Raw genomic sequence first — 24323 nt, 5'->3', positions numbered from 1 at the left:
GGAGCCGGTACGGGGTGCGGTGGTCCCCCTACGCTCCCGTACGCCGCAGTGCGGACTCCACGAGCGCTCCCGCCGCCCAGCGCATGACCTCCTTCGCCTCCTCCGTGTCGAGTCCGCACGCGTCACGCGTCGATATGAGCGCTTCCACGCCGTAGACCAGCATGACCGCCATGGTCAGGCGACGGTGCTCGGCGGGTGGGAGGACGCCGGCGAGGGGTTCCAGCGCGGTGCGGGTCAGATCCAGGCGGGTGCGGTTGCGGAAGGGCAGGTCGTCGGCACGCTCGCCCTGCTCGACCTGCTGCCAGCGGTCCAGGCTCGCCCGCAGCAACGCCCGCCACATGAGCTCGTCACCGAGTTGCACATCCGCGATCCGGGAGACGACCGCATCGACCCGCGCGGCCGGCTCGTCCGGCAGATCGGCCAGCACGTCCGGCGCCCGCATGAGCGTGCGGGCTTCCAGCAGCAGGTCCGAGGGGTTGGAGAAGTAACGATACGCCGTGGCCGTGGACACCTGGGCCGTCTCGGCGGCCTCCGCGATCGTGACCGCCCTGCCCTCCCGCAGCAGCGCGACCGCGGCGTCGATGAGCGCGCGCCGGGTGCGCAGCTTCTGCTTCCGCCGGCCGTCACCCCGCCGCTCCGCGCCGTCCGTGCTTCGCGCGCCCCCGTCAGTCATGAGAGAATCCTCTTGTCGTGAGAATCGCCTCTCATTACGGTAGCACTGTCTCATCGCGGGGGCCGCGGGCCGTCAGGCGTGCGGCGCGAGAAGAGAGGGGGCCTCTCGTGGGCTCCACGACACCAGAGGCAATGGAAGCTCTGATCCGGCAGCACATGGCCGCCGAGGAGCGCGCCGACCCGGAAGGGTCGGTCGCGATGTACACCGAGGACATCGAGCACGACGTCGTGGGCGACCCCGGCGGCCCGAAGCACGGGATCCCGGCGGCGCTGGAGTTCTACCGCGGGCTGTGCGAGGAATTCCGCGCGGAGAAGGAGGAGCGCACCCGCACGTACTACGCGGACGACGCCATCACCATCGAGAACGTGATGACGGGTACGGTCCCGAACTCCTTCATGGGCCTCCCGGGCGACGGCCGGCGGATCTCCTTCCGGATCCTGCACGTCTTCGAGTTCCGGGACGGCCGGATCTCGCGGGAGAACGTCTGGCTGGACAGCGCGTCGATCGTCGCCCAGCTCACGGCTCCCTCCCGGACCGGCTGACGCCCGGTTTCCCGCAGCAACCCTGTTCCCTCGCGTTCGACTTCACAGAGAAGCGCGTTTCACTCCACAGAGAAAAGGGACAAGAGTGCGCCACACGTTATGCGTCGGAAGGTGGCTCTTCGCCGCCGTCAGCGCCATCGCGCTGGCACTCGTGCCGAGCCTCGCCGGTGCGGTCACCGCCGCCCCCGCCGAGGACGCCCGGCAAGTCGCGGGCAGATATCTGAACCTCCAGCAGTGCCTGTACTACTCGGCCTCGGCCGCCGACCACTTCACGACCTTCGTGCCGAGCCAGGACAACCGTTTCCTGGCCGGCACGCATGTCTCCGACACCCAGGACAGCGCGCCCACCTGCGGCAGCGGCGACGGAAACTTCGGCCTCATCGCTCTCCTGTCGGGCGTCAAGCCACTGGACCTGCGCGGCGGCCGCTACCTGAACCTGCATCAGTGCACCTACTACTCGGCATCTGCCGTCAACTACTTCACGACGGTGGTACCGAGCCGGGACGGCCGCTTCCAGGCCGGCACGAACATCTCCAACACCCCGGGCGGCAACGTCAGTTGCGGCAGTGGTGACGGCAACTACGCCATCGTCCCGAACCTGTCGTACGTGAAGGCCCTGGACCTGACCACCGGAACCTTCCTCGACCTGCACCAGTGCGTGTACTACTCGGCCGCGAACACCGACCACTTCACGACGGTGCTCGGCGGAGGCGGGGCCTTCTCGACCGGGACGAAGGTGTCCTCGACCGCCGAGACAACCCCTGCCTGCGCCGCCGGAACCCAGGGCTACGACCTGCTTCCCGTCCTGCCGGGCGTCAAGGCACTCCCGCTGACCTGAACCGCGCCTCGTGTGCGGCGGTGGGCCATCACCGCCGCACACTGCAGCTGGTCGTGCCGGAGCTCCACCGTCAACGCTCGTCGTCCGGCGGCAGGCTGGGCACATTGGCGCGAAAGAGGCTGACCAGCAGCCCGTACGGCGCAGGAACTCCGGGCGGACCGCCGCCAGCCGCGCCGGCCCGGCCTCGCGCAGCACGAGGGCTTCGTCACCTGCCGGAGAGCCCCCAAGGAGTCCGGTACCTCTCGCCACGGCCCCTGCCGCCTGCGCCCTGAGCCCGGACGGCCGCGGCACCATCACGGTTGCCGCCGGACCTGCAGCCTCACGGCCACCCCGGACCGGCTGGAGGCGACCGCCACCGCGGTCGACGCCGAGGCGCTGGGCCGGGTCCAGGACGTGATCACCCGTCACCTGGTGCGGTTGGCGGTCCGGTAAGCCGCCGCCGGCGCCGCGCACATGCAGGTATCCGCCGACGAAGGCACGCTGCTCACGATGCTGACCCCGCCTGACGGACGCCCGCTGCGCGGTCGAGGTCGGCGTCTTCACCGGATACTCGACCCTCTGCATCACCCGTGGCCCGGCCGCCGGCGGCCGGTTGCTCGCCGGCGACGTCAGCGGGGAGCGGGCCGCGATCGGCCGGCCGTACCGGGCACGAGCGGGCGTCGCCGACCGGATCGACCTGCGCACCGCGCCCGCGCCGGCGACTCGCAGATGCTGAGAACCCGGCCAACCGAACCCGACGACACACGAACTCGCGGGCCCGCCGGTGCGCTTGACGCGCATCCGGTACGGGACTTCGAGGGAGCAGGTCCGCGTCAAGTCACACCAATCGCTCCACTGACCACCGGTCCCTCTGCCAGGATGACCACGCAACGGAGCAGAAGTGACGGGAGGTCCGCGTGGACGAGCGGTTAGTGGTCGAGGTCGTCGGTGAGCGGGCTGCCGACGAGCTTCGGTCACTGCGTGACTGGCTGGTCGCCGAGGAGGAACTGCGCGGGCGGGTGCGGCTGGAGTTGCCTCCCCCGGCGCCGGGTGCCCTGGGCTCGCTCGTGGCGGCACTGACGGTCGCGCTCGGCCCCGGAGGCGTGGCGACGGCCGCCGCGAGCGTACTGATCTCCTGGCTGCGTCGGCGTACCGGCAACGTCTCGGTCAAGGTGGTCCGGCCGGACGGGACAGCGGCGGAGTTCAGCGCCACCAACGTCCTCGGCCTGGACGCAGCGGAAGTACAGCGGATCACCGCCGAACTCTCCCGCTCCCTCGACCCCGCCGGCGATCGGGAAACCGGTGACGCAGGCTGAGCCGTACGGCGCATCCCCGGCGACCGGCCTCGGCTCGCCCGGATCGCGCGCTCTGCTCATCGGCACCGGACGCCACCTCCCCGGCTCCCCGACGTGCCCGCGGTGTCAGCCACCATCCGGGAGCTCGGCCGCACCCTGGTCGACACCTGCGGGCTGCGGCCCGAGAACCTTCTCCCGCCGCTGCTCGATCCGAAGGACCCGATCGAGTTCGGCAACGCCGTCGTCACGGCCGCCAGACAGGCCGAGGACGTCCTCCTCCTCTACTACGTCGGCCACGGACTGGTCAGCCCGGGCAACGAGCTCTATCTGGCCACGGCCGCGACGGACGACCTGGCCGAGGGGCTGGCGTTCAAGGCGCTGCCGTACCAGGCGGTGCGCGACGCGTTCAGCAACTGCCGGGCGCGCTCCATCATCGTGGTGCTGGACTGCTGCTTCGCCGGACGCGCACACGGGTCCTTCGGTACGGCGGCGGCCGACGCGTTCGCGCTGGCCTCGCTCAGCGGCAGCTATGTGCTGGCCTCCGCCTCGCGGGACGAACAGGCACTGGCGCTGCCGGACGAGCCGTACACGGCATTCACCGGCGAGCTGCTGCGCTTTCTGCGCGAGGGAGACCCCGGCGGCCCGCCGGGACTCACCATCGAGGGCGCCTACCGGCACCTGCGCCGCGTCCTGCCGCTTCGGCACCTGCCCGCACCGGAACGGCACCTCAGCGGCCGGGCCGGGGACCTGGTACTGGCGGCCAACCCGGCCGCCGCGCCCCGGCACACCCCGCCGGCCACCCATGCACCGCCCGAGCGGCCCGACGAACAGATCTGCCCGTATCCGGGCCTCGATCCGTTCACCGCCGACGACGCCAGGTTCTTCTTCGGCCGGTCCCAGACCACCGCCGAGTTGCTCACGAAACTCGCCGACTGGTCGCAGGACGACGGGCCGGTCGCACTGGTGGGGCTGTCCGGCGCGGGGAAGTCCTCGCTGCTGCGCGCGGGCCTGCTGCCCGCCGTCAAGCGCGGCGAACTCCCGCTGCCCGGCGCCGGTACCTGGCCGCAGTTCATCCTCACCCCCGGCGAACACCCGCTGGACAGCCTGGCCGGTCAGCTGGCCCGCCCGACCGGACACACGAAAGCCGAGCTGATCGCCGAGCTGCGTGCGGACCCGACCCGCTCGGCCGGCCTGATGCGCCGCGCCCTGCACCGGTGGAGCGGCGGCCAGGACGTGCCCGGCGGCCGACTGCTGCTCGTGGTGGACCAGTTCGAGGAAGTGTTCACCGCTTGCCAGGACGAGCAGGAGCGGCGCGACTTCATTAGCGCGATCTGCTCGGCAGCGACGGGCGACGAGGCCGCCGCCGTCGGCGCACCTGCCCTGGTCGTGCTCGGCATCCGCGCGGACTTCTACGCCTCCTGTCTGGCGCACCCCGAGTTGGCCGACGTGCTCAAGCACCGCCAGTTCCCGGTCGAACCCATGACGCCGGAGCAGCTGCGCGAGGCGATCGAGAAGCCCGCCGAACTGGCCGGGCTTGAGCTCGAAAGCGGCCTGGCCAGCACGCTGTTGCGCGATCTGCGGGCCGACCGCGAGTTCGCCGGCGGCACCCTCCCGCTGCTGGCCTACGCGCTCTGGCTGACCTGGGGCCGCCGCGAGGGCCGCACCCTGACCCTCGCCGGGTACGGCGCGACCGGCGGCATCTGGGACGCGATCACCCAACAGGCCGACCGCACCTACGACAGCCTGACGCCGGACGCCCAGCGGGCCGCCAAGCTGATGCTGCTCCGTATGGTCCGGATCAGCGAGAGCACCGAGGACACCCGTCGGCGGCTCGATCTCACCGACCTGCTGGCCCAACGGCCGCCGGACGAAGCCGCCGCCATCGCCGCCGCCCGCGACGCGCTGGCCGGCGCGCGCCTGATCACCGTCGACGGCGACAGCGCCCAGATCGCCCACGAGGCGCTGTTGCGCGCCTGGGACCGGCTGCGTGGCTGGATCGACGCCAGCCGCGCCGGTCTGCTGGTCCAGCAGAAGCTCCTCGACGCGGCCGAGTCCTGGGAGAGAGACGGACGCGACCCGAGCGCTCTCTACCGTGGCAGCCAACTGGAACTCGTCCGCGACCAGTTCGGCGACACCGGCCGGCACGGTGGGCGCGACGGCCAACTGGGCGAGCTCGCGGCCGAGTTCTTCGCCGCCAGCGTACGAGCCGACCGGCGGCGCCGCCGCATACGGACGGGAACAGCCGTCACACTGATCCTCCTGGTGGTGGCATCCCTGATCGCGACCGGCTTCGCCGTGCAGGGCCGTAAAGACGCACAGAGACAACAGCGCTCGGCGATCGCGGAGGCGCTGGTGCGCGACGCGGACTCCGCCCGGGCCAACGATCCCAGACTGGCCCTGCAACTCGGCATCGCGGCCGACCGCCTGGACCACACCCCCGCGACCACCGCGAACCTCCTCAGCAGCCTGTTCACGCCCTACGCCAGCACCCTCGCGGCCCACTCCGGCGCGGTGGCCGGTGTGGCGTTCACGCCCGGCGGGCGGACCCTTGCCACCGCGAGCCAGGACGGCACCGTCGTCCTGTGGGACACCAGCTCCCCGCAGAACGTCAGGAGGCTCGGCCGGCTGCAGGGCCCCAGCTTCGGCGTGTACACCGTGGCGTTCAGCCCGGACGGGCGTTACCTCGCGGCCGGCGGCAGCGACCGCGCCGGACTCACCGTGCAGATGTGGGATGTGAGCTCTCCGCGACGACCACGCCGTCTCGGCGAGCCGTTGACCGGCCCGGCCAACGTCCACACGCTGGCCTACGCACCGGACGGACGCATGCTGGCGGCCGGCGCACCGGACGGCAAGGTCTGGCTGTGGGACACCAGCGACCCCGGCCGCACCCACCCGCTCGGACAGCTCCTGACAGTCCAGAACACGGACGTGTCGGCCCTGGCGTTCAGGCCCGACGGGCACCTGCTCGTGACCGGCGGCTTCAATGGCACCGTGGTGCTGTGGGACGTCACCGATCGCGCTCATCCCCGGCGGCTCAAGAACCCGATCAGCCACGCGTACGGGGTGTCCGCTCTCGGCTTCGCCCCCGACGGCCGTACGCTCGTCATCGGCGGCGGAGACGGCAAGGTCGACCTCTGGAACGCCGGCGATCCGGACCATCCCGCCTGGGTGAGCCAGATCCCCGCCGGAGATGCCCCGGTGAAGGCCTTGCAGGTGTTCCGGCATGAGATCGACGTGGCACTGGCCGACCATTACACGACCGTGTGGAACACCTCGCGGCCAACTGCCCCCCGCATGGTCAACATTTCCATCGCCGGGGCGTCCAACTGGACCGGCGCGGTGGCGTTCGCACCGCACGCCGGCCTGCTCGCCACCGGGAGCGCCGACAACACGGTGATCCTGTGGCAGGGCAAGAGCGCCAGCGGAACCGTTCCGCTCTCCGCCCGCATCGGAGGCATCGGTGGGGTGCAGACGATGGCGCTGCGCCCGGACGGCCACGCGGCGGCGACGGGCGGAGTGGACGGCAAGGTGACGTTGTGGGACCTGGCCGATCCGAAGCATCCCAGCGGAGTGACACGCAAGACCGTGCGTCACGCGGGCACTGTGTTCGGGGTGGCCTTCAGTCCCGACGGACGCATACTGGCCAGCGGCAGCCTGGACCACACCGTGATCCTCTGGGATGCCGGCGACCTCCACCATCTCCGCAAGATCACACAGTTCACCGCCAACAAGGGCGGAGTCGACGGGCTGGCCTTCAGTCCGGTCGGCCATACCCTCGCCACCGTGGGCGGGGACGGCGCGATCACGCTCTGGGACACTGCGGACCCCTCCCGTCCCCGGCCCATCGGCCGGCCGATCACGGGGCACCGTGCGGGTGTGGACGCGGTGGCCTTCAGCCCCGACGGACACACCCTGGCCACCGGAAGCTGGGACGGCACGGCCAGACTGTGGAACATCGACGACCTGGCCCGGCCGCATCCCCTGGGCACGCCACTGGCCGGCCACACCAACTGGGTCTCCTCCGTGGCCTTCAGCCCCGACGGACACACACTGGCCACCGGCAGCCTGGACTCCAGCATCATCCTGTGGGACACCACCGACCCGGCCAAGCCCCAGCACCTCGGTCCGCCGCTCGTCCAGCACAGCAGCTGGGTCCTCGGACTGGCCTTCGGCCCTGACGGCCACACACTGGTGTCGGGCAGCGCCGACCGGACAGCGATCCTCTGGGACGTCACCGATCCCGTTCACCCCTACGACCTCGGCGTGGTCGGCAGCAACCACACCGACTCGGTCACGTCCGTGGCGATCAGCGCCGACAACACCATGCTGCTGACCGCTTCCGCGGACGGCACCGTCAACCTGAACAGCCTGACAAAGCTCAACAACGCGCGCACCCATGCCCGCGACATCGCCTGCGCCCGGGCAGGTCACGGGCTGGCCGCCGGGCAATGGTCCCACTACCTCCCCGATCTCGAGTACGAGCGCACCTGCTGACGGTGACACCTCCACCGCGCGTGCACCCCGTCCACCGCCGCCGGTTCACCGACCGGCGTCAGTGGGCGAGGTGGGCGGCCTGCGGCGAAAGATCTCGGCCAGCGCTGTGTTGGCGACCACGACGACTGCCATGGCTACGGCGGCAACAGGATGCCCGACCCCGTACAAGGCCGCTGCCCCGCCGCCCAGCACCACCGTCTTGACGGCGAGTACGAGGGGCAGCCGTGGCCGCAAACGGGCCTTCGGCGCCGCGAACAACGACCACAGCACGATCGCCGCAAGGGGCGTTCCGAGGCCGAGCAGGAGACGAGGCGCAGCGCCCTCGCCGACGGCCGATCCCCACCAGCCCAGACATGCCAGCGCAGCGAGCTCCAGCAGAAACGCCAGGAGTTCGTTCGCGGCGTACCACCGCCGCTCATCGATCACGACCATGGCGTCAGGGCCTTGTGACATGGAGTCCTCTCGATGCGCCGGGACCCCAGCATGACAGGGCGGCGACGTGTGCAGTGCCCTTTCGGGGAACTGCGGACCGGCCCCGGGAAACGGCCGGGATCGCTCCTCCACTAGATTTCGATCATGGAAGAAGACTGGCGGTCGGATCGCATCGGAGCTGCGCTGCGGGGCGAGAACCCGACGGTGCTGCGGCGGCTCGAGGCGGGGTTCGCGGTGATCGGCGACGTTCAGTTCCTGCCGGGTTACTCGGTCCTGCTCGTGGACGAACCGGGCGTTCAACGGCTCTCCGACCTGCCGAAGGCCAAGCGGCTGGCGTTTCTGTCGGGCATGGACCAGCTCGGAGAGGCGGTCGAGCGGGCCTGCCGGCGCCTGGACCCCGCATTCCGCCGGGTCAACCTGGAGATCCTGGGGAACACGGACCCGTTCCTGCATGCGCATGTGTGGCCGCGGTACGAGTGGGAGTCGCCCGAGTTGGTGGGCAAGCCCGTATGGCTGTATCCGCCTGACCGGTGGCGGGACGAGCGGTTCGGGCTCGGTCCGCAGCACGATGTGCTGCGGGAGACGATCACCAGCGAATTGAACCGTACGAATTGAGCCGTGCGCTTCGGGATCACCCGATGGAACGAGAAGCACCGGCGTGACATGGGGCTGCGGGGGTCGTTGACCAGGCTATGAAGAAGATCACCGCGCTCGCCGCGCTCACCGTGGCCGGTTTCTCCCTCGCCACCCCGGCCCACGCCGACGAGGACGGCAACCGCCCCGACCACGGCCGCATCAACATCGCCGGCCGGCCGTTCACCGGCGACAACCTCTGCAGGCAGGCGGCCGGGCTCGTCCGCTTCGCCGCTCCGTTGGCCGGCGACTCGATGCAGGACGCCTGCAACAACCACGAGCACCCCGACCGCGTCCGCACCCGGTCCGAAGAGCCCGGCTCCTTCTCCGGTCAGGAGTGACCGCACCGCCTGCACCCGCCGACCGACTGCGTCGCCTGTTCGTCAGCTGGACACGGCCCCGCCCGCGAGGTTCCTCGCAGGCAGGGCCGCGGGGTCTGCGCCCCGGAGGCCGCCGGGGCCGGCCCGCGCCCGCGGCCAGGCCGGCCGGCTGACGCGAACCGAGGAGGTTCTGCCCCGGCAGCCGGGAAGGGGCTGGACGCCTAGCAGTAGTGACGCCTACCAGTAGTGCCGTCGGCCGGCGACCGCGTGCCCCATCGAGCCAAGGATCCAGAAGATCGCGCCGATGACCACGAGGATGATCCCGATGGTCCACAGGATGGACAGACCTGTGATGAAACCGACGACGAGCAGGATGATACCGAGGGCGATCATGACGCGCCTCCTGTTGATGAATCGCTCCTGTCCCTCCGAGTGCCCCGAAGCGGACGATGTCATCACCCGCAGGCCGAAAATCTACGGAAGCCCCGTACCGGTGTGATCGGTCCGCTCAGGGAAGTCGCCAGGACGCGTCGCTCGACAGCTGCTGCTCCGCCCAGATGGTCTTGCCCGTGGCGGTGTACCGCGTGCCCCAGCGCTGGGCGACCTGCGCGACCAGGAAGAGACCGCGCCCTCCCTCGTCGGTGCTGCGGGCACGGCGCAGGTGCGGAGAGGTGTTGCTGGCGTCCGACACCTCACAGATGAGAGCCCGTTCGTGGATCAGACGCAGACCGATCGGACCGCAGGCGTGCCTGATGGCGTTGGTGATGAGTTCGCTCACGATCAGCTCGGTGGTGAAAGCGATGTCCTCCAGCCCCCAAGCGGCCAACTGACGGGCGGCGTTGTCGCGGGCCTCGTGCACCGCCCGGGGATCGGCGGGCACTTCCCAGGAGGCCACGCGGTCGGGGGCCAGGGCGCGCGTCCGGGCGACGAGGAAGGCGACGTCGTCGTGCGGATGACCCGGCAGCAGAATGCGGACCATCGTGTCGCAGATCTCCTCCAGCGGCCGGTCGGGGTGGGCCAGGGCGAAGCACAGCCGCTCGAAGCCGACATCGACATCGCGGTCCGAGGCCTCGATCAGGCCGTCCGTGTAGAGGGCGACGACGCTGCCCTCCTCCAGTTCGATCTCGGCCGACTCGAAGGGCAGACCGCCCAGCCCCAGCGGGGGGCCGGCGGGGATGTCGGGCAGCTCCACCGGTTCGCTGAGGTGGGCGATGGCGGGCGTGGGGTGCCCGGCCCGCGCCACGCTGAGTTTCCGCGAGATGGGGTCGTAGACCGCGTAGACGCAGGTCGCGCCGATCACCACCGGTCCGTCCGTGGCCGCCTCCGCCTCGTCCGCCAGGCGCAGGACGAGGTCGTCGAGGCGGGCGAGCAGCTCGTCGGGGGGCAGGTCCAGGTCGGCGAGTGTCTGTACGGCCGCACGCAGCCTGCCCATGCTGGCCGCCGCGTGGATGCCGTGGCCGACGACGTCCCCGACGACCAGGGCGACGCGGGCGCCGGACAGCGGGATGACGTCGAACCAGTCGCCGCCGACGCCGGCCTCGGCGTCGGTGGGCAGATAGCGGTAGGCGACGTCGACGGCACAGTGCTCGGGCAGATCGGGCGGAAGGAGACTGGTCTGGAGAGCGAGAGCCGCGTGATGCTCGCGGACGAAACGCCGGGCGTTGTCCACGCACACCGCGGCCCGAGCCACCAGCTCCTCCACGAGCAGCAGATCGTCCTCGTCGAACGGGTTGGGGTTCTCCCAGCGCAGCAGCGTGACCACCCCCATGGTCACGCCCCGGGCCCGGAGCGGCACCACCAGGTGTGTGTGCACACCCAGGGAGACGATCTTGGCCATGCGCTCCTGATCACCGGCCAGCCACCATGTCGTCGGTTCCAGTACCGGATCGAGGATCGGCCGGCCCGTGGTCAGGCACCGTCGCTGCGGGGAGATGGCCGGGTACCCGGTGGGCTCCCCGATGGGAACGATCGCCTCCGGAATGTCCTCGCGGATCGACCGGTGCACCGCCCGCTGCAGCGTGTCGCCGGCGACCGGTCCAGGAGTGAGTTCCCTGGCCGCGAGGACGCTCCGGAAGAGGTCGATCGCCACGAATTCTGCGAGCTGCGGTACGAGCACCTCGGCCAGTTCCTGCACCGTGCGGTCGAGGTCCAGGGTGGTGCCGATCCGCTGTGCCGCCTCGTTGACCAGGGCGAGCCGCTCACGTGCCCGGTCCTGCGCGGTGAAGTCGACGGCGGTGTGACACACCCCGAGCGTCCGGCCGCCGACGTCCCGCAGCGGGAACGACGAGCGGAGCCTGAGGTGACCCTGCGCGTTCCGGCGGGACCTCCCGTGCGGGGGTGGCACATGCTCGACAGCGGGCGTCACCCGGCCCGAGATCAGCGCCTGGCGCGCCTGCCAGTCCACGGCCGACGGCACCTGTCCCGGTCCGGCCGGCACCTGTCCCGGTTCGGCCGGCACCTGTCCGGTTCCGGAAGGCAGCGGGTCCGACGGCACCTGTCCCGGTCCGGGAGGCGCGGGAGTGCGGTCGGCCCCGGGCTGGGCCGGCAGGCCCTCCATGGCGACCAGTGCCTGGTTCACCCACTGGAAGCGCAGCTCACTGTCGAGGACGGCGATGCCGATCGGTGACTCCTCCAGCAGGCCGCGTACCACTGCCTGATCGAGTTCCCACCGGCGCGAGTCGGAGACCTCACAGGCCACGGCGAGCCAGGCGGAGCCCTGCTCCGCGCTCAGCGGACACGCCCGCAGGGCCAGCTCGACCGGGTGGCCCGCACGGTGGCGCACGGTGATCAGGCCCTCCCAGCCCTCGCCGACCCGCTGCGCCGTGGACAGCGCGGACGTCGGCGAGTCCTCGCTCATGAGGACGGAGGTCGCCGGCTGCCCCAGCACGCTGGGCGCCGGATAGCCGAGGAGGTCCTCCGCCCGCTGACTCCAGTACCGGATCAGGCCGTGTCCGTCCACGAGGGCGACGGCGGCAGAGGTGATGCCGAACGGATCGTCCTGGTGCTTGTTGTCCAGATCCTTCAGACCCATGGTGGCGGCCGCATCCGCAAGCGTGTTTTCTCACACCACGGTCTCACATGGACCCGGGTGTGTCTTCGCGCCGACCACCCGGGCCTGTGCACGGTCCGCGGTCCGCGGGGCATCACCCGGCGGCGCGCCGGCGTGGACACTCGGTCCGTGCCCCGCCGGCGCCGTGAGCGTTACCCGCGCGGGCGCTCGAAGGTCAGCAGCAGCCCCTCCACGGCTCCGGGCCCTATACGGCCCTTGACGTCGGCGGAGGTGATGGCCTTGAGGCCCCAGCCGTCCTCGGCGTGCTTGTTCAGGACCTTCTCCAGCTTGTCGCTGTCCAGCGCGTCGCCGATCAGCGACTCCCGGAAGGTGACGACCTTGTACTCGTACGTGTAGCCGCTGCTCATGTGCGGAGTCCTCCTGAACCCGGGCCGGGTGGTGGTGTCATGGCCGGGGCAAGCTAATCATCAACGGGCCGCACGGCAGAAGGCAGGAGGCGTCCGTCGGGTGGGAGGCCCGCGCGGGGTCCCTGTCTCAGGGGGGAAGCGTCGAGGCGTCGTTGAGGCGGACGGCGCACTCCAGCAGGAGGGCGTGGACGAAGGCCTGGGGCAGATTGCCGCGCAGCTGGCGCTGGCGCACGTCGTACTCCTCGGCGAACAGCCCCGACGGCCCGCAGGCCGCCCGGGTCCGTTCGAACCAGCGCAGCGCGCCGGCGCGGTCACCGAGGTGGTCGGTGGCCAGCGCCATGGTGAACCCGCACAGCAGGAAGGCCCCTTCGGCCTCACCCAGCGGGATCCCCTGGTGGACGAAGCGATAGAGGTACCCGTCGTCGCTCAGCTGGTCCTCGATGAAGCGGCGGGTGACGGAGTTGCTCGGGTCGTCGGCGGACGGGAAGCCGCGGGCCAGAGGCGTCAGAAGAGCGGCTTCCGGTCCGTCGTCGTCGGCGGCCCGCCGCCACCGGCCGTCTTCGCGCAGACAGCGGCGCCGGGTCTCCGCGTAGACCGCCTGGGCGAGGTCGGCGCACCGCTGTCCCGTCCGCCCCGGCAGCGCCTCGGCCACGCGTCGCAGACCGCACACCACGCTCAGCCGGGACTGGGTCCACCACCGCTCGTCGAGTTCCCACAACCCTGCGTCGGGCCGCTGCCAGTTGTGTTCCACCGCCCGGACCGCGACCGTGACCGCCTGCTCGGCCTCGGGCGTGAGCCGATCGTGGTGAGCGGCGGCGGCGAACAGCTGGAGCACCTCACCGAACGCGTCGAGCTGGAACTGATCGGCCGCTCGGTTCCCGATCCGGTCCTGGCCTCCCGGGTAGCCGGGCAGCGGAAGCCCTCGTTCTTCGGGTACGGGGCCGCCGTCGACGGTGTATGCCGGGTGCAGGCCCTCACCGTCGGCGAGAACGCGTTCGGCAGTGAAACGCACCGCGGTGTCGAGCAGGTCGTGCGGCCCGTGCGCGGCGACCGCGAGGCCGGCGTAGCTCTGGTCGCGCAGCCAGGCGTAGCGGTAGTCGTAGCTGCGGCCGGTGTTCGCGCGCTCCGGCAACGACGTGGTGACGGCCGCGACCATGCCGCCGGACGAACTCGTCAGGCCGCGCAGAACGGCGTAGGCGTGCCGGGCGTCACGCGGGGCTGCCAGGCCGGAGCAGTCGGGCACGGCCTGCCGCCACGCCTCCTCCGTCCGCGCCCACAGCCGCTCCGGATCCAGCCGGGCGGTGCTCTCCTTCTCCGACAACTCCAGGACCAGATCGTGCTCCTCGCCCTTGCGCAGGCGGAACTCACCGCGCAGGACGGACCGGGCGTCCCACGCGGCCCGCCGCGCTCCGTGGAGCCGCAGCCGCAGACCGTCGGTGTACGCGGTCCACACATCGCCCTCCAGGCGAGGGCCGCGCATCCCGCCCTGGCCGAAACCCGGACGCGGGTCGAGGGTCAGCCGTAGGCGTGCCTCACCCTCTTCGACACGTATCCGGCGCAGCAGCACAAGACGGTCCACGGAGGCCGGCATCGCCAGCGCGTCGCGGCACTCGATCACAGAGTCGGCGGTCACCCACCGGCTGACCCGGATCAGCGTGCCGTCCTCGTAGTAACCACCCCATACGTGCCAGTGGTCCTCCGGTTCGACGCCGAAGTACCCGCCGCCTCCGATGAGGGCGGAGAACACCGCGTCACTGTGCCAGCGAGGAGCGCACAGCCACACGATCCGGCCCTTCGGGTCCACCACGGCGCCGCGTTCGCCGTCGGCGAGGACGGCGTAGGCCCGCAGCACCCACGGAGGGCAGACGTCGTTCGGCACCTGTGCCGCCTTGTCCGCTGTGTCACCCATGGCACTGCAGATTTCCCGGCCGCCCCGCCGGGAAACGCCCACTGGGCCGGCGGAGGCCGAGCAGACCAAACCCGGTACGACCCTGAGCCGGCCGAACGTGTCTGCTGGAGCGCTGCTCCCGGGTGTGCCGGTGACGCGCGGGCCCGGGCAGGCGGATCTCGGGCTGCTGCCCGCAGCGAGTGACCGCCTGCTCCAGGCCGGGAGTGTGGGGGGCGCGGACCGGCTGACGCTCGACCGCCTGGACCGCGACCCGGGCGAGGTCCTGAACGTCGGCTCGACGGTCGAGGTGCGGGCCGGTTTCACCTACCACGGTGAACGGGTGCTGCGGCAGGTGCCGGTGTCCGTCGAGGTGTCCGAAGGGCTCTCGTTCACGACCGAGTACAGCAACTGCCACTACGGCACCGAGGTGCAGCCCCGCACGGTCGAGACGCACCACAGAGCGCTGTGCCTGATCGACATGCAGGTCGCGCCGGGCCGGTCCGTCGACCTGGCGCCCGTCGCCCTGAAGGTGGGCAAGCGGGCGCTCCGGGAGGACGTGGCCGTGCGGGCCGCGACCGGCATGGACTGGTCGGGCGGCGAGTGGCGGGACATCCACCGGGGCCGCGGTGGGGAACTGACCCTCGCGCAGCGCACCGGAGGCGTGCCGCCGACCGCCCGCCGGACCGGGGGCATGTCGTACGGCCTGCTGGGTGTGCCCGTGCACAACGCGTGGGATCTGGAGGTGACGGGAGCCGCGCTCAAGGGCAGGAAGGGGCCGCGGGTGCGGCAGCCGCGGTGCTGACCGGGCTCCTCGCCCTCGGCCGTCGGCGCAGGCGCTGACGCCACCCCTGCGATCGTTCCCGTCCCCGGTCCCGATGCCGCGTCCCGCATCCGGACGGCACGCGCATACAGCGCTCGCAGCACACGATGCCTCAGCCGGCTACGAGGCGCCGTCGTAGACGAGAAGCCCGTCCTCGCGCACACGCGCGCCGGGCGTCACGGTGTGCGCGCTGAGGCGGCCGTCGTGCATGAGGTGGTAGGCCGGTACACCGCGCGCGAGGACCGCGAAATCTGCGATGAGGCGTCGGTGGCAGCGCCACCAGACCGCTTCCCTGCACATGACGGCGGTGCGGACGTCGGTGGCCTGGAGCAGCAGCTCGTCCATCGCGGTGACGAACGCGTCGGAGCGGGTGTGGGCCGCGTAGCCGCGGAACGAGGCGTTGCGCCAGACGGTGTCGGGACTGTCCGGAGGGGCTCTGCGGAACCCGCCGAGGTCCGGCTCCCACCGGTACGCGATCCCGTGCTGCGGCAGCCACTCGGCCAGCTGCTGCCGGAAGAAGTGCGGGTAGCGGCGGCTCCCCGGGGCGGTGCGCACGTCCACGACGGCCGCCACACCGGCCTGGCGCAGCAAGGAGACGATCCGCTCGCGATCGGCGGTGCTGTGCCCAAAAGTGAGCAGGGCCCCGTCCATGGGGCCAGAGTGTCCATTTTTCCAGGACCCAGGCGTGAGAACGGTACGACGCGGCGCGGGTGCCGGGTGACGAGCGGGTGCGTCCGGCGGCGTGACGAGTCGGGGGTTCGAAGCTGACGTACCGTCAGATGGCGGGCTCGGCCCAGACATCGGGCGGGACGATGCCGGTGGACCGCCCGTAGGCGTCGAGCAGGCGTCCGAGGAGCTTGTCGTGGCGCAGGGTGATGACGCGGTCGACGATGTCGAGGCTGGGATGGGCGGTGGCGAGCTGGGTCTCCAGGCGCAGGGCGTCGTCCACGGAGTGCAGGCTGGCCTGCACGACGAGGTTCTGCGGGCCGGTGACCGCGGCACAGTTGCGGGTTTCGGGCAGGCGGATCAGGGCGTGGCCGATGGCGGGCAGGTCGGCGGGCGGAACCCTGGCCCAGAAGGTGACGGCGACGGGCCAGCCGCCGAGGGGGCGGGCGAAATCACAGCGGAAGCGCAGGACATCGAGTCGGATCAGCTGCTCGATGCGGCGTTTGGCGCTGGACAGGCTGACGCCCAGGGCGGTGGCCAGCGACTGGTAGGAGGCGCGGCCGTCGTGGACCAGCCGGCCCAGGAGGGCGCGGTCGAAGGCGGTGAGGTCACTGGGCCCGGGCCGCGGCGACCGGGTGGCGGGCGGAGTGCTGAGCCGGGCGCGCTGGTCGGGAGCGAGGGCGGCGATGCGCCAACGGCCGCCCTCGGTGAACATGTGGGTGACGATCCGGGCGTGGACGGCGGTGATGCCGGGGACGTGCGGGAGCAGGTCGAGGGTGTAGCGGGACAGGGCGTGCAGGTCACGGGTGGCGACGGTGGCGAGGATGTCGTGGCCGCCGGCGGAGCGCTCCAGGGTGAGCATGTGCGGATGGCCGCTCAGGGCCTGGGAGACGGAGGCCGCGGCGCCCGGGGCGCAGTCGATCTGGGCGTAGGACAGACATATCCGGTCCAGCAGGCGCGGGCCGGGTGAGAGCGCGACCCACGCCGTGCCGTGCTCGGTGAGGCGGTTGAAGCGGCGGGCGACGGTGACCGGGTCCACCCCGAGGGCACGGCCGAGCTCGGTCCACGAGGCTCTCGGCCGCAGTTGCAGCGCATGGATCAGCGCAAGGTCGTCCTCGCTCAGCTCGTGTGCACCTTCCTGCACCACTACGGGCTCCCTGGCGAGAATCCTGCGTTTCCCCTGCCTTCCATGGCCAGTCTTGCACTGTGGAAGCGGCAGGGCCCGCACGGGGCGGGCCGGAGCAGGAGGACCGGACCATGGCGTTCGCCGACTACCAGAACGAGATCTACCTCGCCGGGCTGCACGGCGTGGCACCGCGGCTGCCGATGACCTGCGCGGAACTGGAGGCGCCGGCCCTGGCCGCGATGACCCCGTCGGTGCGCTCCTACGTCGCGGGCGGCGCCGGGGACGAGTACACCCAGCGAGCCAATGTCACCGCCTTCGAGCAGTGGGGTCTCGTCCCGCGCATGCTGGTCGGCGCGAGGGAACGGGACTTGTCGGTCGACCTGTTCGGCATGCGCCTGCCCGCGCCGCTGTTCCTGGCTCCGATCGGCGTGATCGGGCTGTGCGCCCAGGACGGCCACGGCGACCTCGCCACCGCACGCGCCGCCGCCCGGACCGGTGTGCCGATGATCGCCTCCACCCTGACCGTCGACCCGATGGAGCAGGTGGCCGCCGAGTTCGACGGCACCCCGGGCTTCTTCCAGCTCTACACGCCCACCGACCGGGAACTGGCCGAGAGCCTCGTCCACCGTGCCGAAAAGGCCGGCTTCAAGGGCATCGTGGTCACTCTCGACACCTGGATCACCGGCTGGCGTCCCCGTGACCTCGCCGTCAGCAATTTCCCTCAGCTGCGCGGACACTGCCTGGCCAACTACACCAGCGATCCGGTCTTCCGCTCCCGTCTCGCCAAGTCCCCCGAGGACGACCCGGCAGCCGCGGTGATGCGCTGGGCGCAGACCTTCGGCAACCCGCTCACCTGGGACGATCTGCCCTGGCTGCGGTCGATGACCGACCTGCCGCTGATCCTCAAGGGCATCTGCCACCCCGACGACGCCCGCCGCGCCAGGGACGCCGGCGTGGACGGCGTCTACTGCTCCAACCACGGCGGACGCCAGGCCAACGGCGGGCTGCCCGCGCTGCACTGCCTGCCCGGCGTCGCCGAGGCCGCCGGTGACCTGCCGGTCCTCTTCGACTCCGGCATCCGCTCCGGCGCCGACATCGTCAAGGCCCTCGCCCTGGGGGCGACCGCCGTCGGCATCGGCCGCCCGTACGCCTATGGCCTGGCCCTCGACGGGACCGACGGCATCGTCCATGTCCTGCGCTCGGTGCTCGCGGAGGCCGACCTCCTCATGGCCGTCGACGGCTACCCCACCCTGGCCGACCTCACGCCCGACGCCCTCCGCCGCATCCGCTGACCCGGGACGGTCCGTGCGCCCCTGACGTCCGGCTGCGAGAGGCGCCCGGAGAGCTCGCAACCGGGCGGTGCGGGCCGCGCGGCACACCCCGTGCTCGTGTGAGCCCTGTACGCGCCCCCGCAGGGGCGGGAAGACTGCCTTCGCGGTGGGTGGTTGGCCAGAACATCACCCACCGATACGGATCCGAGTTCTCCGGAAGGCAGGTCGGCTGCTGTGCTGTTGAGGCTGCCCACATCCGTGTCCGAAGCCCAGACGTGCCTGGCCGAGGGTGCCGTGCCGATCGGCGGGGCGACCCTCGTCTGGGCCACCTGGCAGCGGGACGGATTTCCCGAACAGGCCATGTCACTGCGGGAGTTGCCGGAGGCCAACGTACTGGGGCGGCAGACGGTGGGCGGCGCCGTGGTCCTGCACCGGATCGACGACCGGGTTCCGGACGTGCTCCGCCTGGCCGCCGCCATGGTGGGCACCGGAGCCGTGCGGCGGACCGCGACGGTCGGCGGCAACCTCGTCGGCAGCACGCTGCGCTGTCTGCTGCCCGCGGCACTCGTCCTGGACGCCCGGGCGACAGTGCTGGAATCCGACGGCCTCCAGGAGACGGACATGGCCGAGCTGGTGGCCAAGCGTCCCGTCCTCGTCAGCCTGCGCTGGCGTACACCGCTCGCCTCCTCCTACCGCAAACTGGCCGGAGAGACAGGCGGACCGCCACCCCTCGTCGTCGCCTCGGCGGTCCACGCCGACAACAGCGGCAACCGCCTGCGGGTCGCCGTCCGCGACGGTCATGACGTGCTCAGCGGCAGCGTCAGCTGCACCACCGCCACCGACGCCGAGGAGACCCTGCACTCGCTGAGCGAGACCGCCCTGAGTGACCTGCCGGCCTCCGCATGGCAAGCCGTCCACGCACAGGTCACCGGTCTGCTCGGCGAGCACAGCACGGAGTGACGAGGCGGAGCGCCAGCCGCTCCGCCCCCCGGCACACTGCTTCGTCCCGCAGCACCTCCCGCCGAACGCGCGGCCCGCATGCCCTGAGGCTGGCTTGGCAACCGCTTGCAGCAGCCTCGGCGGACGGCGCAGCATGGCGGTTCCCACCCGTTGTCCGGCAGGGAGTGGCCCATGCGCCCGAGCTCGCCAGCGAGGAGAGTGAGACGCGCACAGCCCACGACGAGTGATGCCGGTGTCCCGTGTCTCCCGAAGGGGATGGACGTGCCAGAGCCGCTTGATGCCGTGACCCCTGTTGCCGCCGGCGGGCCCGGGTTCCCGCCGGAGGCGACCGCACCGCCGACAGTCGGAGTGGAGGAGGAGTTCGTCCTGGCCGACCGGCACAGCAGGTCGGCCGTGTACAGATCCCTGTCCGTCGTACCTGCCGCCCGCGCGCACCTCGGCGCGCCACATGTCACCCCCGAACTCTCGCAGTCCCAGGTGGAGACGGTCAGTGCGGTGTGCCGTACGGCCGCCGAACTGGAGGCCGAGATCCTGCGATTACGCGCCGGTGCGGCCGCCGCGGCCGCCGAGTACGACTGCCTGCTGGTGCCCAGCGGCACGGCGGTCCTCGGTCGCACCGGGCCACCGCCCCTCCTCGACCAGCCGCGTTATCTCGCCCTCGCCCGCCGCTTCGGGCTCCTGGTCCACGAGCAGGGCGTCAACGCCTGCCACGTGCACGTCGGCGTGGCCGAACGGGAAGAAGCCGTGGAGGCGGTCAACCACCTGCGCGGCTGGATGCCCCTGCTGCTGGCCCTCACCGCCAACTCCCCGTACAGCGGCGGATCGGACACCGGTTACGCGAGCTGGCGCTCCATGGTCTGGAGCCGGTGGCCCGCTGCGGGGCCGCCCCCCTATCTGCGGGGCGCGGCCCACTACGCACGGGTCGTCGACCAACTCGTGGCCACCGGAGCGGCGATGGACTCGGGCATGATCTACTGGCACGTGCGGCCCTCGGCGCATCTTCCCACCATCGAGGTACGCATCGCGGACGTGATGCCCGACGCCGGGACCACCACCGCGTACGCGCTGCTCGTCCGCGGCCTCGTCGGGCACGCCGTCGAGGCGGCACGCGCCGGCGAATACGCGCCCGAGGTCCCCGACCTGCTGCTGCGGGCGGCATGCTGGCAGGCCGCCCGGCACGGTCCGGCCGGCACCCTGCCCGCCACCCACACCCGCGACTGCGTGGTCACGTCCGTCGGCCGGTTGGTCGAGGAGCTGTGGAAACGGGTGGAGCCGTACCTCAGCCGGTACGGCGACGACCAGTGCGTCGGCGACTGGCTGAGCGATGTCCAGGTCGACGGGACCGGCTGCGCGCGCCAGCGGCGTGTCGCGAAACAGTACGGAGGCCGCCTGCAGGCAGTGGTGGACGACCTCGCTGTCGAGCTTCCCGGATGACGCGCCAGGCGGTCTTCTCCGGGGTGGGTACCGCGGCGCCGGACGCCCAGGGAGTCGGCGGGTCCTTGCCGCGCCGACTTCCTGGGCCTCACCGGCATCACCGCTCCCGGCTCCCGACGTGGGTCACCGGTGCGAGTCCTCGTGGGACAGTTCGAGGTCGTGGTCGGTGACGCCGCTTGCGTCCACGCGCAGTGCTGCGGCGACCGGCGGACAACCGCCGGCGATGACGGTGTACCGGCCGCCGGTGAGGTCGGTGAAACCGTAGGCGCCGTCGGGGCCGGTGACCGCCGTTGCGACCACGTTCCCGGCCGCGTCCAGCAGAGTGACCTTGGCGTCGGCGAGCGCCCTGCCGGTGGCGGTGCTGACCACACCATGGAGCCGGGCGCCGGGTTCGAGGCGGACCTCGTAGGCCCCCGTCGTTCCCGGGGTGGCCTCGACCGGCAGGGCGGTGGGGCGGTGGCCGGGCGCGTTCACAGTGAGCGTATGGCTGCCGGGGACCAGATCGGCGAGCAGGAAGGTGCCGTCGGCGGCCGAGGTGCCCGAGGAGACGACCTCGCCGCGTACATCGGTGGCGACCAGCAGGGCGCCCGGCAGCGGGTGTCCGTCGACGGCGTCCCGGACGGATCCGGTGAGGGCGGCGCTGCCGCTCAGCGCGAGGTCGCACCCGACCGGCTCGTTGCCGACGAGGACCGTGACGGCCTGCGGCTGCCGCGCGCCGGCGGCGCCGATCAGCACATAGGTGCCGGGGCGCGCGACGCTCACCGCATAGCCCCCGTCCTCGGCGCTGACGGCGCGGTCGAGCTGCCGTCCCTCGACGTCGATCAAGGTGATCACGGCCTGCGGCACCGGCCTGCCCGCGCCGTCCAGCACCCGGCCGCGAACGCCGTACGACGGGGCGCCGTGAGGGGGTCCGCCCCCCTCCGCGGAGGCTCCGGCGACGGGTGCGCCTCCGGCGGCGGGCTCGGCTCGGGCGACGGACCGGTCGGCGGGGGTCGCGCCGACGGCTGACTCCACGGCAGCCGACCCTTCGGCGGTGGCCGCGGGCGGCTCCACAGCTGAGCCGGGCTCCGCAGCTTGGCCGGGCTCCGCGGCCGGGCCGCGGTTCTCCTCGGCGGCCTGCGCCTCCAGACCGGAGACCTTGCGCAGCGGCACCTCCTTGGTCCACAGAGCGACCAGGAAGCCCAGCACCATCACGGCCGCCGCGATCAGGAACACCAGTTGCATCGAGTCGGTGAAGCCGGCCTTGAACGGCTGCGCCAGGCGCGGGTCGAGCCGCTGGATGAACGAGGAGTCGTTCAGCACGCCGGAGCCGCTCCCGCCGCCCGCCCGGGGGTGCCTGAACATCTCCAGCACCGGGGCGTTCGCGGGATCGGAGCGTACGGCCGGGTCATGGAGCGCGGCCTGGAAGCCGGGCGTTTCGTACGCGGCCCGGAAGGCGGAGCCGATCTTGTCGCCGACGGTGCTGAACAGCACCGAGAGGAAGACCGCGGTACCGGCGGTGCCGCCCATCTGCCGGAAGAAGGTGGCCGACGCGGTCGCCACGCCCATGTCCTTGGGCTCCACGGCGTTCTGCACGGCCAGTGTCAGTATCTGCATGCACCCGCTGAGGCCGATACCGAACAGTGCCATGTAGGCCATGGTCTCGGGCAGCGGGCTGTTCCACTGCACGCGGTAGTGGAACAGCAGCATGGCGGCGATGATCAGCGCGGTGCCGATGATCGGGAAGATCTTGTACTTGCCGGTCTTCTGGATGATGCGTCCGACCACGATGGTCCCGGAGATCATCCCGACCATCAAGGGCAGCATCAGCAGGCCGGACCTGGTGGGGCTGACGCCCTTCACGATCTGCAGGTACAGCGGAACCATCATCATCCCGCCGAACATGCCCATGCCGATGAGCACGGACAGCAGGCTCATCTTGCTGAACACCGAGCTGCGGAACAGCCGCATCGGGATCAGAGCCTCCTCGCCCATGGCCCGCTCGACGAAGATCCACACCACCAGGCCGACCGCGCCCACCGCATAGCAGACACAGGCCTTCGCGGACGTCCAGCCCCAGTCCTGCCCCTGCTCGGCCACGAGCAGCAGCGGCACCACACCGACGGCGATGGTGAGCGCGCCCCACCAGTCGATGCGGTGCTCGCGCCGGGTGTGCGGGAGGTTCAGCACCTTGGCGACGACGAACAGGGCGATGACGCCGACCGGCACGTTGACGAGGAACACCCAGCGCCAGCCGGCGATGGTCAGGATGCTGCCGCGGCCCGCCAGGAAACCGCCGATCAGCGGGCCGAGCACGCTGGAGGAGCCGAACATCGCGAGCATGTAGCCCTGATACCGGGCCCGCTCCCGGGGCGGCACGATGTCACCGATGATCGCCAGCGCCAGTGACATCAGACCGCCGGCGCCGATGCCCTGGAAGGCCCGGAAGGCGGCCAGCTCGGTCATCGAGGTGGCGAACGAGCAGGCCGCCGAGCCGACGATGAAGATGCTGATGGCTGCCAGGAAGAAGGGCTTGCGTCCGTAGAGGTCGGACAGCTTTCCGTACAGCGGCGTGCTGATGGTGGACGTGATCAGATACGCGGTGGTGACCCACGCCTGGGAGCTGAGTCCGTGCAGATCGTCGGCGATCGTGCGGATCGAGGTGCTGACGATGGTCTGGTCGAGCGCCGCGAGGAACATCCCCAGCATCAGGCCGCTGAGGATCGTCATGATCTGGCGGTGCGTCAGTCGGCCGGCCGGCGGGGCCGACGGGGCTGTCGCGGCGGCTTCCCCACGGGGCGGGGACGCGGGCGTGGTCATGCGTGCAGATCTCCTTGCCTCGCCCCGCCACCCGCGCACTGCCCGGCTGGAGGGCTACCCGTGTCGCTCATCACTCGCTATCCGTTGCTTGCGGCTACCAAGTGAGTCTAGATCCCGGGGAGAGGAGGGTGCATCACGCTGGTGCACCGGCCGAACGGGCGACGACGACTCGCCACCCGTTCGACCAGTTGCGACGGCGGTGACCGGTGGCACCCGTTACAGATACGGGCGGGTGATCAGCTCGATCGCGTGACCGGCGGGGTCCTTGAAGTACACCCCTCGACCGCCGTGCTCGTTGTTGATCTCGCCCGGGCGTCGCATCTGCGGATCGGCCCAGTGCTCGACGCCGCCCTCGCGCAGACGCCGGTACGCCCGGTCGAACAGCTCGTCGTCGACCAGAAACGCGTAGTGCTGCATCTGGATCTCCACCGGCGGCTCGGCGAACTGGAGCAGTACGCCGTCGGTGAGCTGGATGTTGGTGAACGGGCCCCAGGACGGTGCTTCCGGAAGTTCCAGGAGCTCCCGGAAGAACCGGGCCGACTCGTGGCGGTCCTTGGCGGCAATGATGGTGTGGTTGAACGTGACTGTCATGCGGCTGACCTCGTTGTTGTCCGGCACGGGAAACGGAATCGCGGTGCACGACCGCGAGGGGGTCCACGTGCCGAACCGAGGGGGTGCGTTCTGCGCACCCGCTGTGCGATCAGCCTTCCACCGGAAGACCAATCCGTGTGTGGCG

The 24323-nt window shown here is 71.4% G+C and carries 21 protein-coding genes and 1 pseudogene; 12 read left to right on the top strand and 10 right to left on the bottom strand.

Annotated elements, in window-relative coordinates:
• Nucleotides 1–28: 28 nt before the first annotated feature.
• A complete protein-coding gene (locus tag ACZ41I_RS09645) occupies nucleotides 29–673 on the bottom strand; it encodes a TetR/AcrR family transcriptional regulator (RefSeq protein ID WP_399769403.1) in 645 nt (214 codons plus the stop codon).
• A 131-nt stretch (nucleotides 674–804) separates the two neighbouring features.
• On the opposite strand from ACZ41I_RS09645, the gene ACZ41I_RS09640 reads away from it, so the two are divergent.
• The 6 genes and pseudogenes from ACZ41I_RS09640 (at nucleotide 805) to ACZ41I_RS09615 (ending at nucleotide 7821) form a co-directional block, all read left to right on the top strand.
• On the top strand, nucleotides 805–1215 hold the full coding sequence (locus ACZ41I_RS09640) for a nuclear transport factor 2 family protein (protein WP_468513707.1): 411 nt from the start codon (nucleotides 805–807) through the stop codon (nucleotides 1213–1215).
• Between the two features lie 85 nt (nucleotides 1216–1300).
• Nucleotides 1301–2053, top strand: a complete 753-nt coding sequence (locus ACZ41I_RS09635; RefSeq protein ID WP_468321792.1) for a hypothetical protein — start codon at nucleotides 1301–1303, stop codon at nucleotides 2051–2053.
• Nucleotides 2054–2308: 255 nt separating this feature from the next.
• A pseudogene (locus ACZ41I_RS09630) lies at nucleotides 2309–2485 on the top strand (DUF2218 domain-containing protein); the annotation flags it as partial.
• A gap of 70 nt (nucleotides 2486–2555) precedes the next feature.
• Complete coding sequence (locus ACZ41I_RS09625) at nucleotides 2556–2768, top strand: O-methyltransferase (RefSeq protein ID WP_399769848.1); 213 nt, start codon at nucleotides 2556–2558, stop codon at nucleotides 2766–2768.
• Between the two features lie 181 nt (nucleotides 2769–2949).
• The gene (locus ACZ41I_RS09620; RefSeq protein WP_363221163.1) at nucleotides 2950–3348 is read left to right on the top strand and encodes an effector-associated constant component EACC1; all 399 of its coding nucleotides are present in this window, start codon (nucleotides 2950–2952) and stop codon (nucleotides 3346–3348) included.
• Nucleotides 3349–3360: 12 nt separating this feature from the next.
• Nucleotides 3361–7821, top strand: coding sequence for a caspase, EACC1-associated type (locus ACZ41I_RS09615; RefSeq protein ID WP_468513870.1), 4461 nt, complete (start codon nucleotides 3361–3363; stop codon nucleotides 7819–7821).
• A 45-nt stretch (nucleotides 7822–7866) separates the two neighbouring features.
• Here the strand turns inward: ACZ41I_RS09615 and ACZ41I_RS09610 are convergent, their stop codons facing one another.
• On the bottom strand, nucleotides 7867–8274 hold the full coding sequence (locus ACZ41I_RS09610) for a YrdB family protein (protein ID WP_468321783.1): 408 nt from the start codon (nucleotides 8272–8274) through the stop codon (nucleotides 7867–7869).
• 123 nt (nucleotides 8275–8397) lie between these two features.
• Between ACZ41I_RS09610 and ACZ41I_RS09605 the strand changes: the two genes are divergently transcribed.
• Nucleotides 8398–8868: an HIT family protein gene (locus tag ACZ41I_RS09605; RefSeq protein ID WP_468513706.1), complete on the top strand. Its 471-nt coding sequence runs from the start codon at nucleotides 8398–8400 to the stop codon at nucleotides 8866–8868.
• A 77-nt stretch (nucleotides 8869–8945) separates the two neighbouring features.
• Nucleotides 8946–9227, top strand: coding sequence for a hypothetical protein (locus ACZ41I_RS09600; protein ID WP_363220279.1), 282 nt, complete (start codon nucleotides 8946–8948; stop codon nucleotides 9225–9227).
• Between the two features lie 216 nt (nucleotides 9228–9443).
• On the opposite strand, the gene ACZ41I_RS09595 is transcribed toward ACZ41I_RS09600, so the two are convergent.
• From ACZ41I_RS09595 to ACZ41I_RS09580, 4 genes are all read right to left on the bottom strand, one after another.
• Nucleotides 9444–9599: a DUF6131 family protein gene (locus ACZ41I_RS09595; protein WP_363220280.1), complete on the bottom strand. Its 156-nt coding sequence runs from the start codon at nucleotides 9597–9599 to the stop codon at nucleotides 9444–9446.
• Nucleotides 9600–9714: 115 nt separating this feature from the next.
• Nucleotides 9715–12237, bottom strand: coding sequence for a SpoIIE family protein phosphatase (locus ACZ41I_RS09590; protein ID WP_468513705.1), 2523 nt, complete (start codon nucleotides 12235–12237; stop codon nucleotides 9715–9717).
• A gap of 170 nt (nucleotides 12238–12407) precedes the next feature.
• Entirely contained in the window at nucleotides 12408–12623 is a 216-nt protein-coding gene (locus ACZ41I_RS09585; protein ID WP_031168938.1) for a DUF4177 domain-containing protein, read from the bottom strand.
• 127 nt (nucleotides 12624–12750) lie between these two features.
• A complete protein-coding gene (locus tag ACZ41I_RS09580; RefSeq protein ID WP_468513704.1) occupies nucleotides 12751–14532 on the bottom strand; it encodes a glycoside hydrolase family 15 protein in 1782 nt (593 codons plus the stop codon).
• On the opposite strand from ACZ41I_RS09580, the gene ACZ41I_RS09575 reads away from it, so the two are divergent.
• Nucleotides 14531–15313, top strand: coding sequence for a hypothetical protein (locus ACZ41I_RS09575; RefSeq protein WP_468513703.1), 783 nt, complete (start codon nucleotides 14531–14533; stop codon nucleotides 15311–15313). The two genes, ACZ41I_RS09580 and ACZ41I_RS09575, sit on opposite strands and share 2 nt — an antisense overlap.
• Nucleotides 15314–15451: 138 nt before the next feature.
• Here ACZ41I_RS09575 and ACZ41I_RS09570 read toward each other — a convergent pair whose 3' ends face one another.
• Nucleotides 15452–15982 carry a DUF488 domain-containing protein gene (locus ACZ41I_RS09570; RefSeq protein WP_468321771.1) on the bottom strand — a complete coding sequence of 177 codons (531 nt, stop codon included), beginning with the start codon at nucleotides 15980–15982 and terminating at the stop codon, nucleotides 15452–15454.
• 124 nt (nucleotides 15983–16106) lie between these two features.
• Nucleotides 16107–17144, bottom strand: a complete 1038-nt coding sequence (locus ACZ41I_RS09565; protein ID WP_399769385.1) for an Lrp/AsnC family transcriptional regulator — start codon at nucleotides 17142–17144, stop codon at nucleotides 16107–16109.
• A gap of 110 nt (nucleotides 17145–17254) precedes the next feature.
• On the opposite strand from ACZ41I_RS09565, the gene ACZ41I_RS09560 reads away from it, so the two are divergent.
• The 3 genes from ACZ41I_RS09560 (at nucleotide 17255) to ACZ41I_RS09550 (ending at nucleotide 20788) form a co-directional block, all read left to right on the top strand.
• Nucleotides 17255–18415, top strand: coding sequence for an alpha-hydroxy-acid oxidizing protein (locus ACZ41I_RS09560; protein WP_468513702.1), 1161 nt, complete (start codon nucleotides 17255–17257; stop codon nucleotides 18413–18415).
• A gap of 213 nt (nucleotides 18416–18628) precedes the next feature.
• Nucleotides 18629–19354: an FAD binding domain-containing protein gene (locus tag ACZ41I_RS09555; RefSeq protein WP_468513701.1), complete on the top strand. Its 726-nt coding sequence runs from the start codon at nucleotides 18629–18631 to the stop codon at nucleotides 19352–19354.
• A gap of 261 nt (nucleotides 19355–19615) precedes the next feature.
• Nucleotides 19616–20788: a carboxylate-amine ligase gene (locus ACZ41I_RS09550; RefSeq protein WP_468513700.1), complete on the top strand. Its 1173-nt coding sequence runs from the start codon at nucleotides 19616–19618 to the stop codon at nucleotides 20786–20788.
• Between the two features lie 123 nt (nucleotides 20789–20911).
• Here ACZ41I_RS09550 and ACZ41I_RS09545 read toward each other — a convergent pair whose 3' ends face one another.
• Nucleotides 20912–23587, bottom strand: coding sequence for an MFS transporter (locus ACZ41I_RS09545; protein WP_468513699.1), 2676 nt, complete (start codon nucleotides 23585–23587; stop codon nucleotides 20912–20914).
• Nucleotides 23588–23803: 216 nt separating this feature from the next.
• On the bottom strand, nucleotides 23804–24178 hold the full coding sequence (locus tag ACZ41I_RS09540; RefSeq protein WP_363218902.1) for a VOC family protein: 375 nt from the start codon (nucleotides 24176–24178) through the stop codon (nucleotides 23804–23806).
• Nucleotides 24179–24323: the final 145 nt, after the last annotated feature.

The sequence above is a fragment of the Streptomyces sp. NPDC030799 genome (assembly GCF_055572255.1).
This window is presented reverse-complemented; position numbering and strand designations above follow the sequence as displayed.

Coding starts and splice junctions, on each gene's coding strand:
- ACZ41I_RS09605 (WP_468513706.1), top strand. CDS start 8,398: ATGGAAGAAGACTGGCGGTCGGATCGCATCGGAGCTGCGCTGCGGGGC.
- ACZ41I_RS09600 (WP_363220279.1), top strand. CDS start 8,946: ATGAAGAAGATCACCGCGCTCGCCGCGCTCACCGTGGCCGGTTTCTCC.
- ACZ41I_RS09560 (WP_468513702.1), top strand. CDS start 17,255: ATGGCGTTCGCCGACTACCAGAACGAGATCTACCTCGCCGGGCTGCAC.
- ACZ41I_RS09540 (WP_363218902.1), bottom strand. CDS start 24,178: ATGACAGTCACGTTCAACCACACCATCATTGCCGCCAAGGACCGCCAC.
- ACZ41I_RS09585 (WP_031168938.1), bottom strand. CDS start 12,623: ATGAGCAGCGGCTACACGTACGAGTACAAGGTCGTCACCTTCCGGGAG.
- ACZ41I_RS09570 (WP_468321771.1), bottom strand. CDS start 15,982: ATGGACGGGGCCCTGCTCACTTTTGGGCACAGCACCGCCGATCGCGAG.
- ACZ41I_RS09575 (WP_468513703.1), top strand. CDS start 14,531: ATGGCACTGCAGATTTCCCGGCCGCCCCGCCGGGAAACGCCCACTGGG.
- ACZ41I_RS09645 (WP_399769403.1), bottom strand. CDS start 673: ATGACTGACGGGGGCGCGCGAAGCACGGACGGCGCGGAGCGGCGGGGT.
- ACZ41I_RS09580 (WP_468513704.1), bottom strand. CDS start 14,532: ATGGGTGACACAGCGGACAAGGCGGCACAGGTGCCGAACGACGTCTGC.
- ACZ41I_RS09590 (WP_468513705.1), bottom strand. CDS start 12,237: ATGGGTCTGAAGGATCTGGACAACAAGCACCAGGACGATCCGTTCGGC.
- ACZ41I_RS09640 (WP_468513707.1), top strand. CDS start 805: ATGGAAGCTCTGATCCGGCAGCACATGGCCGCCGAGGAGCGCGCCGAC.
- ACZ41I_RS09610 (WP_468321783.1), bottom strand. CDS start 8,274: ATGTCACAAGGCCCTGACGCCATGGTCGTGATCGATGAGCGGCGGTGG.
- ACZ41I_RS09545 (WP_468513699.1), bottom strand. CDS start 23,587: ATGACCACGCCCGCGTCCCCGCCCCGTGGGGAAGCCGCCGCGACAGCC.
- ACZ41I_RS09595 (WP_363220280.1), bottom strand. CDS start 9,599: ATGATCGCCCTCGGTATCATCCTGCTCGTCGTCGGTTTCATCACAGGT.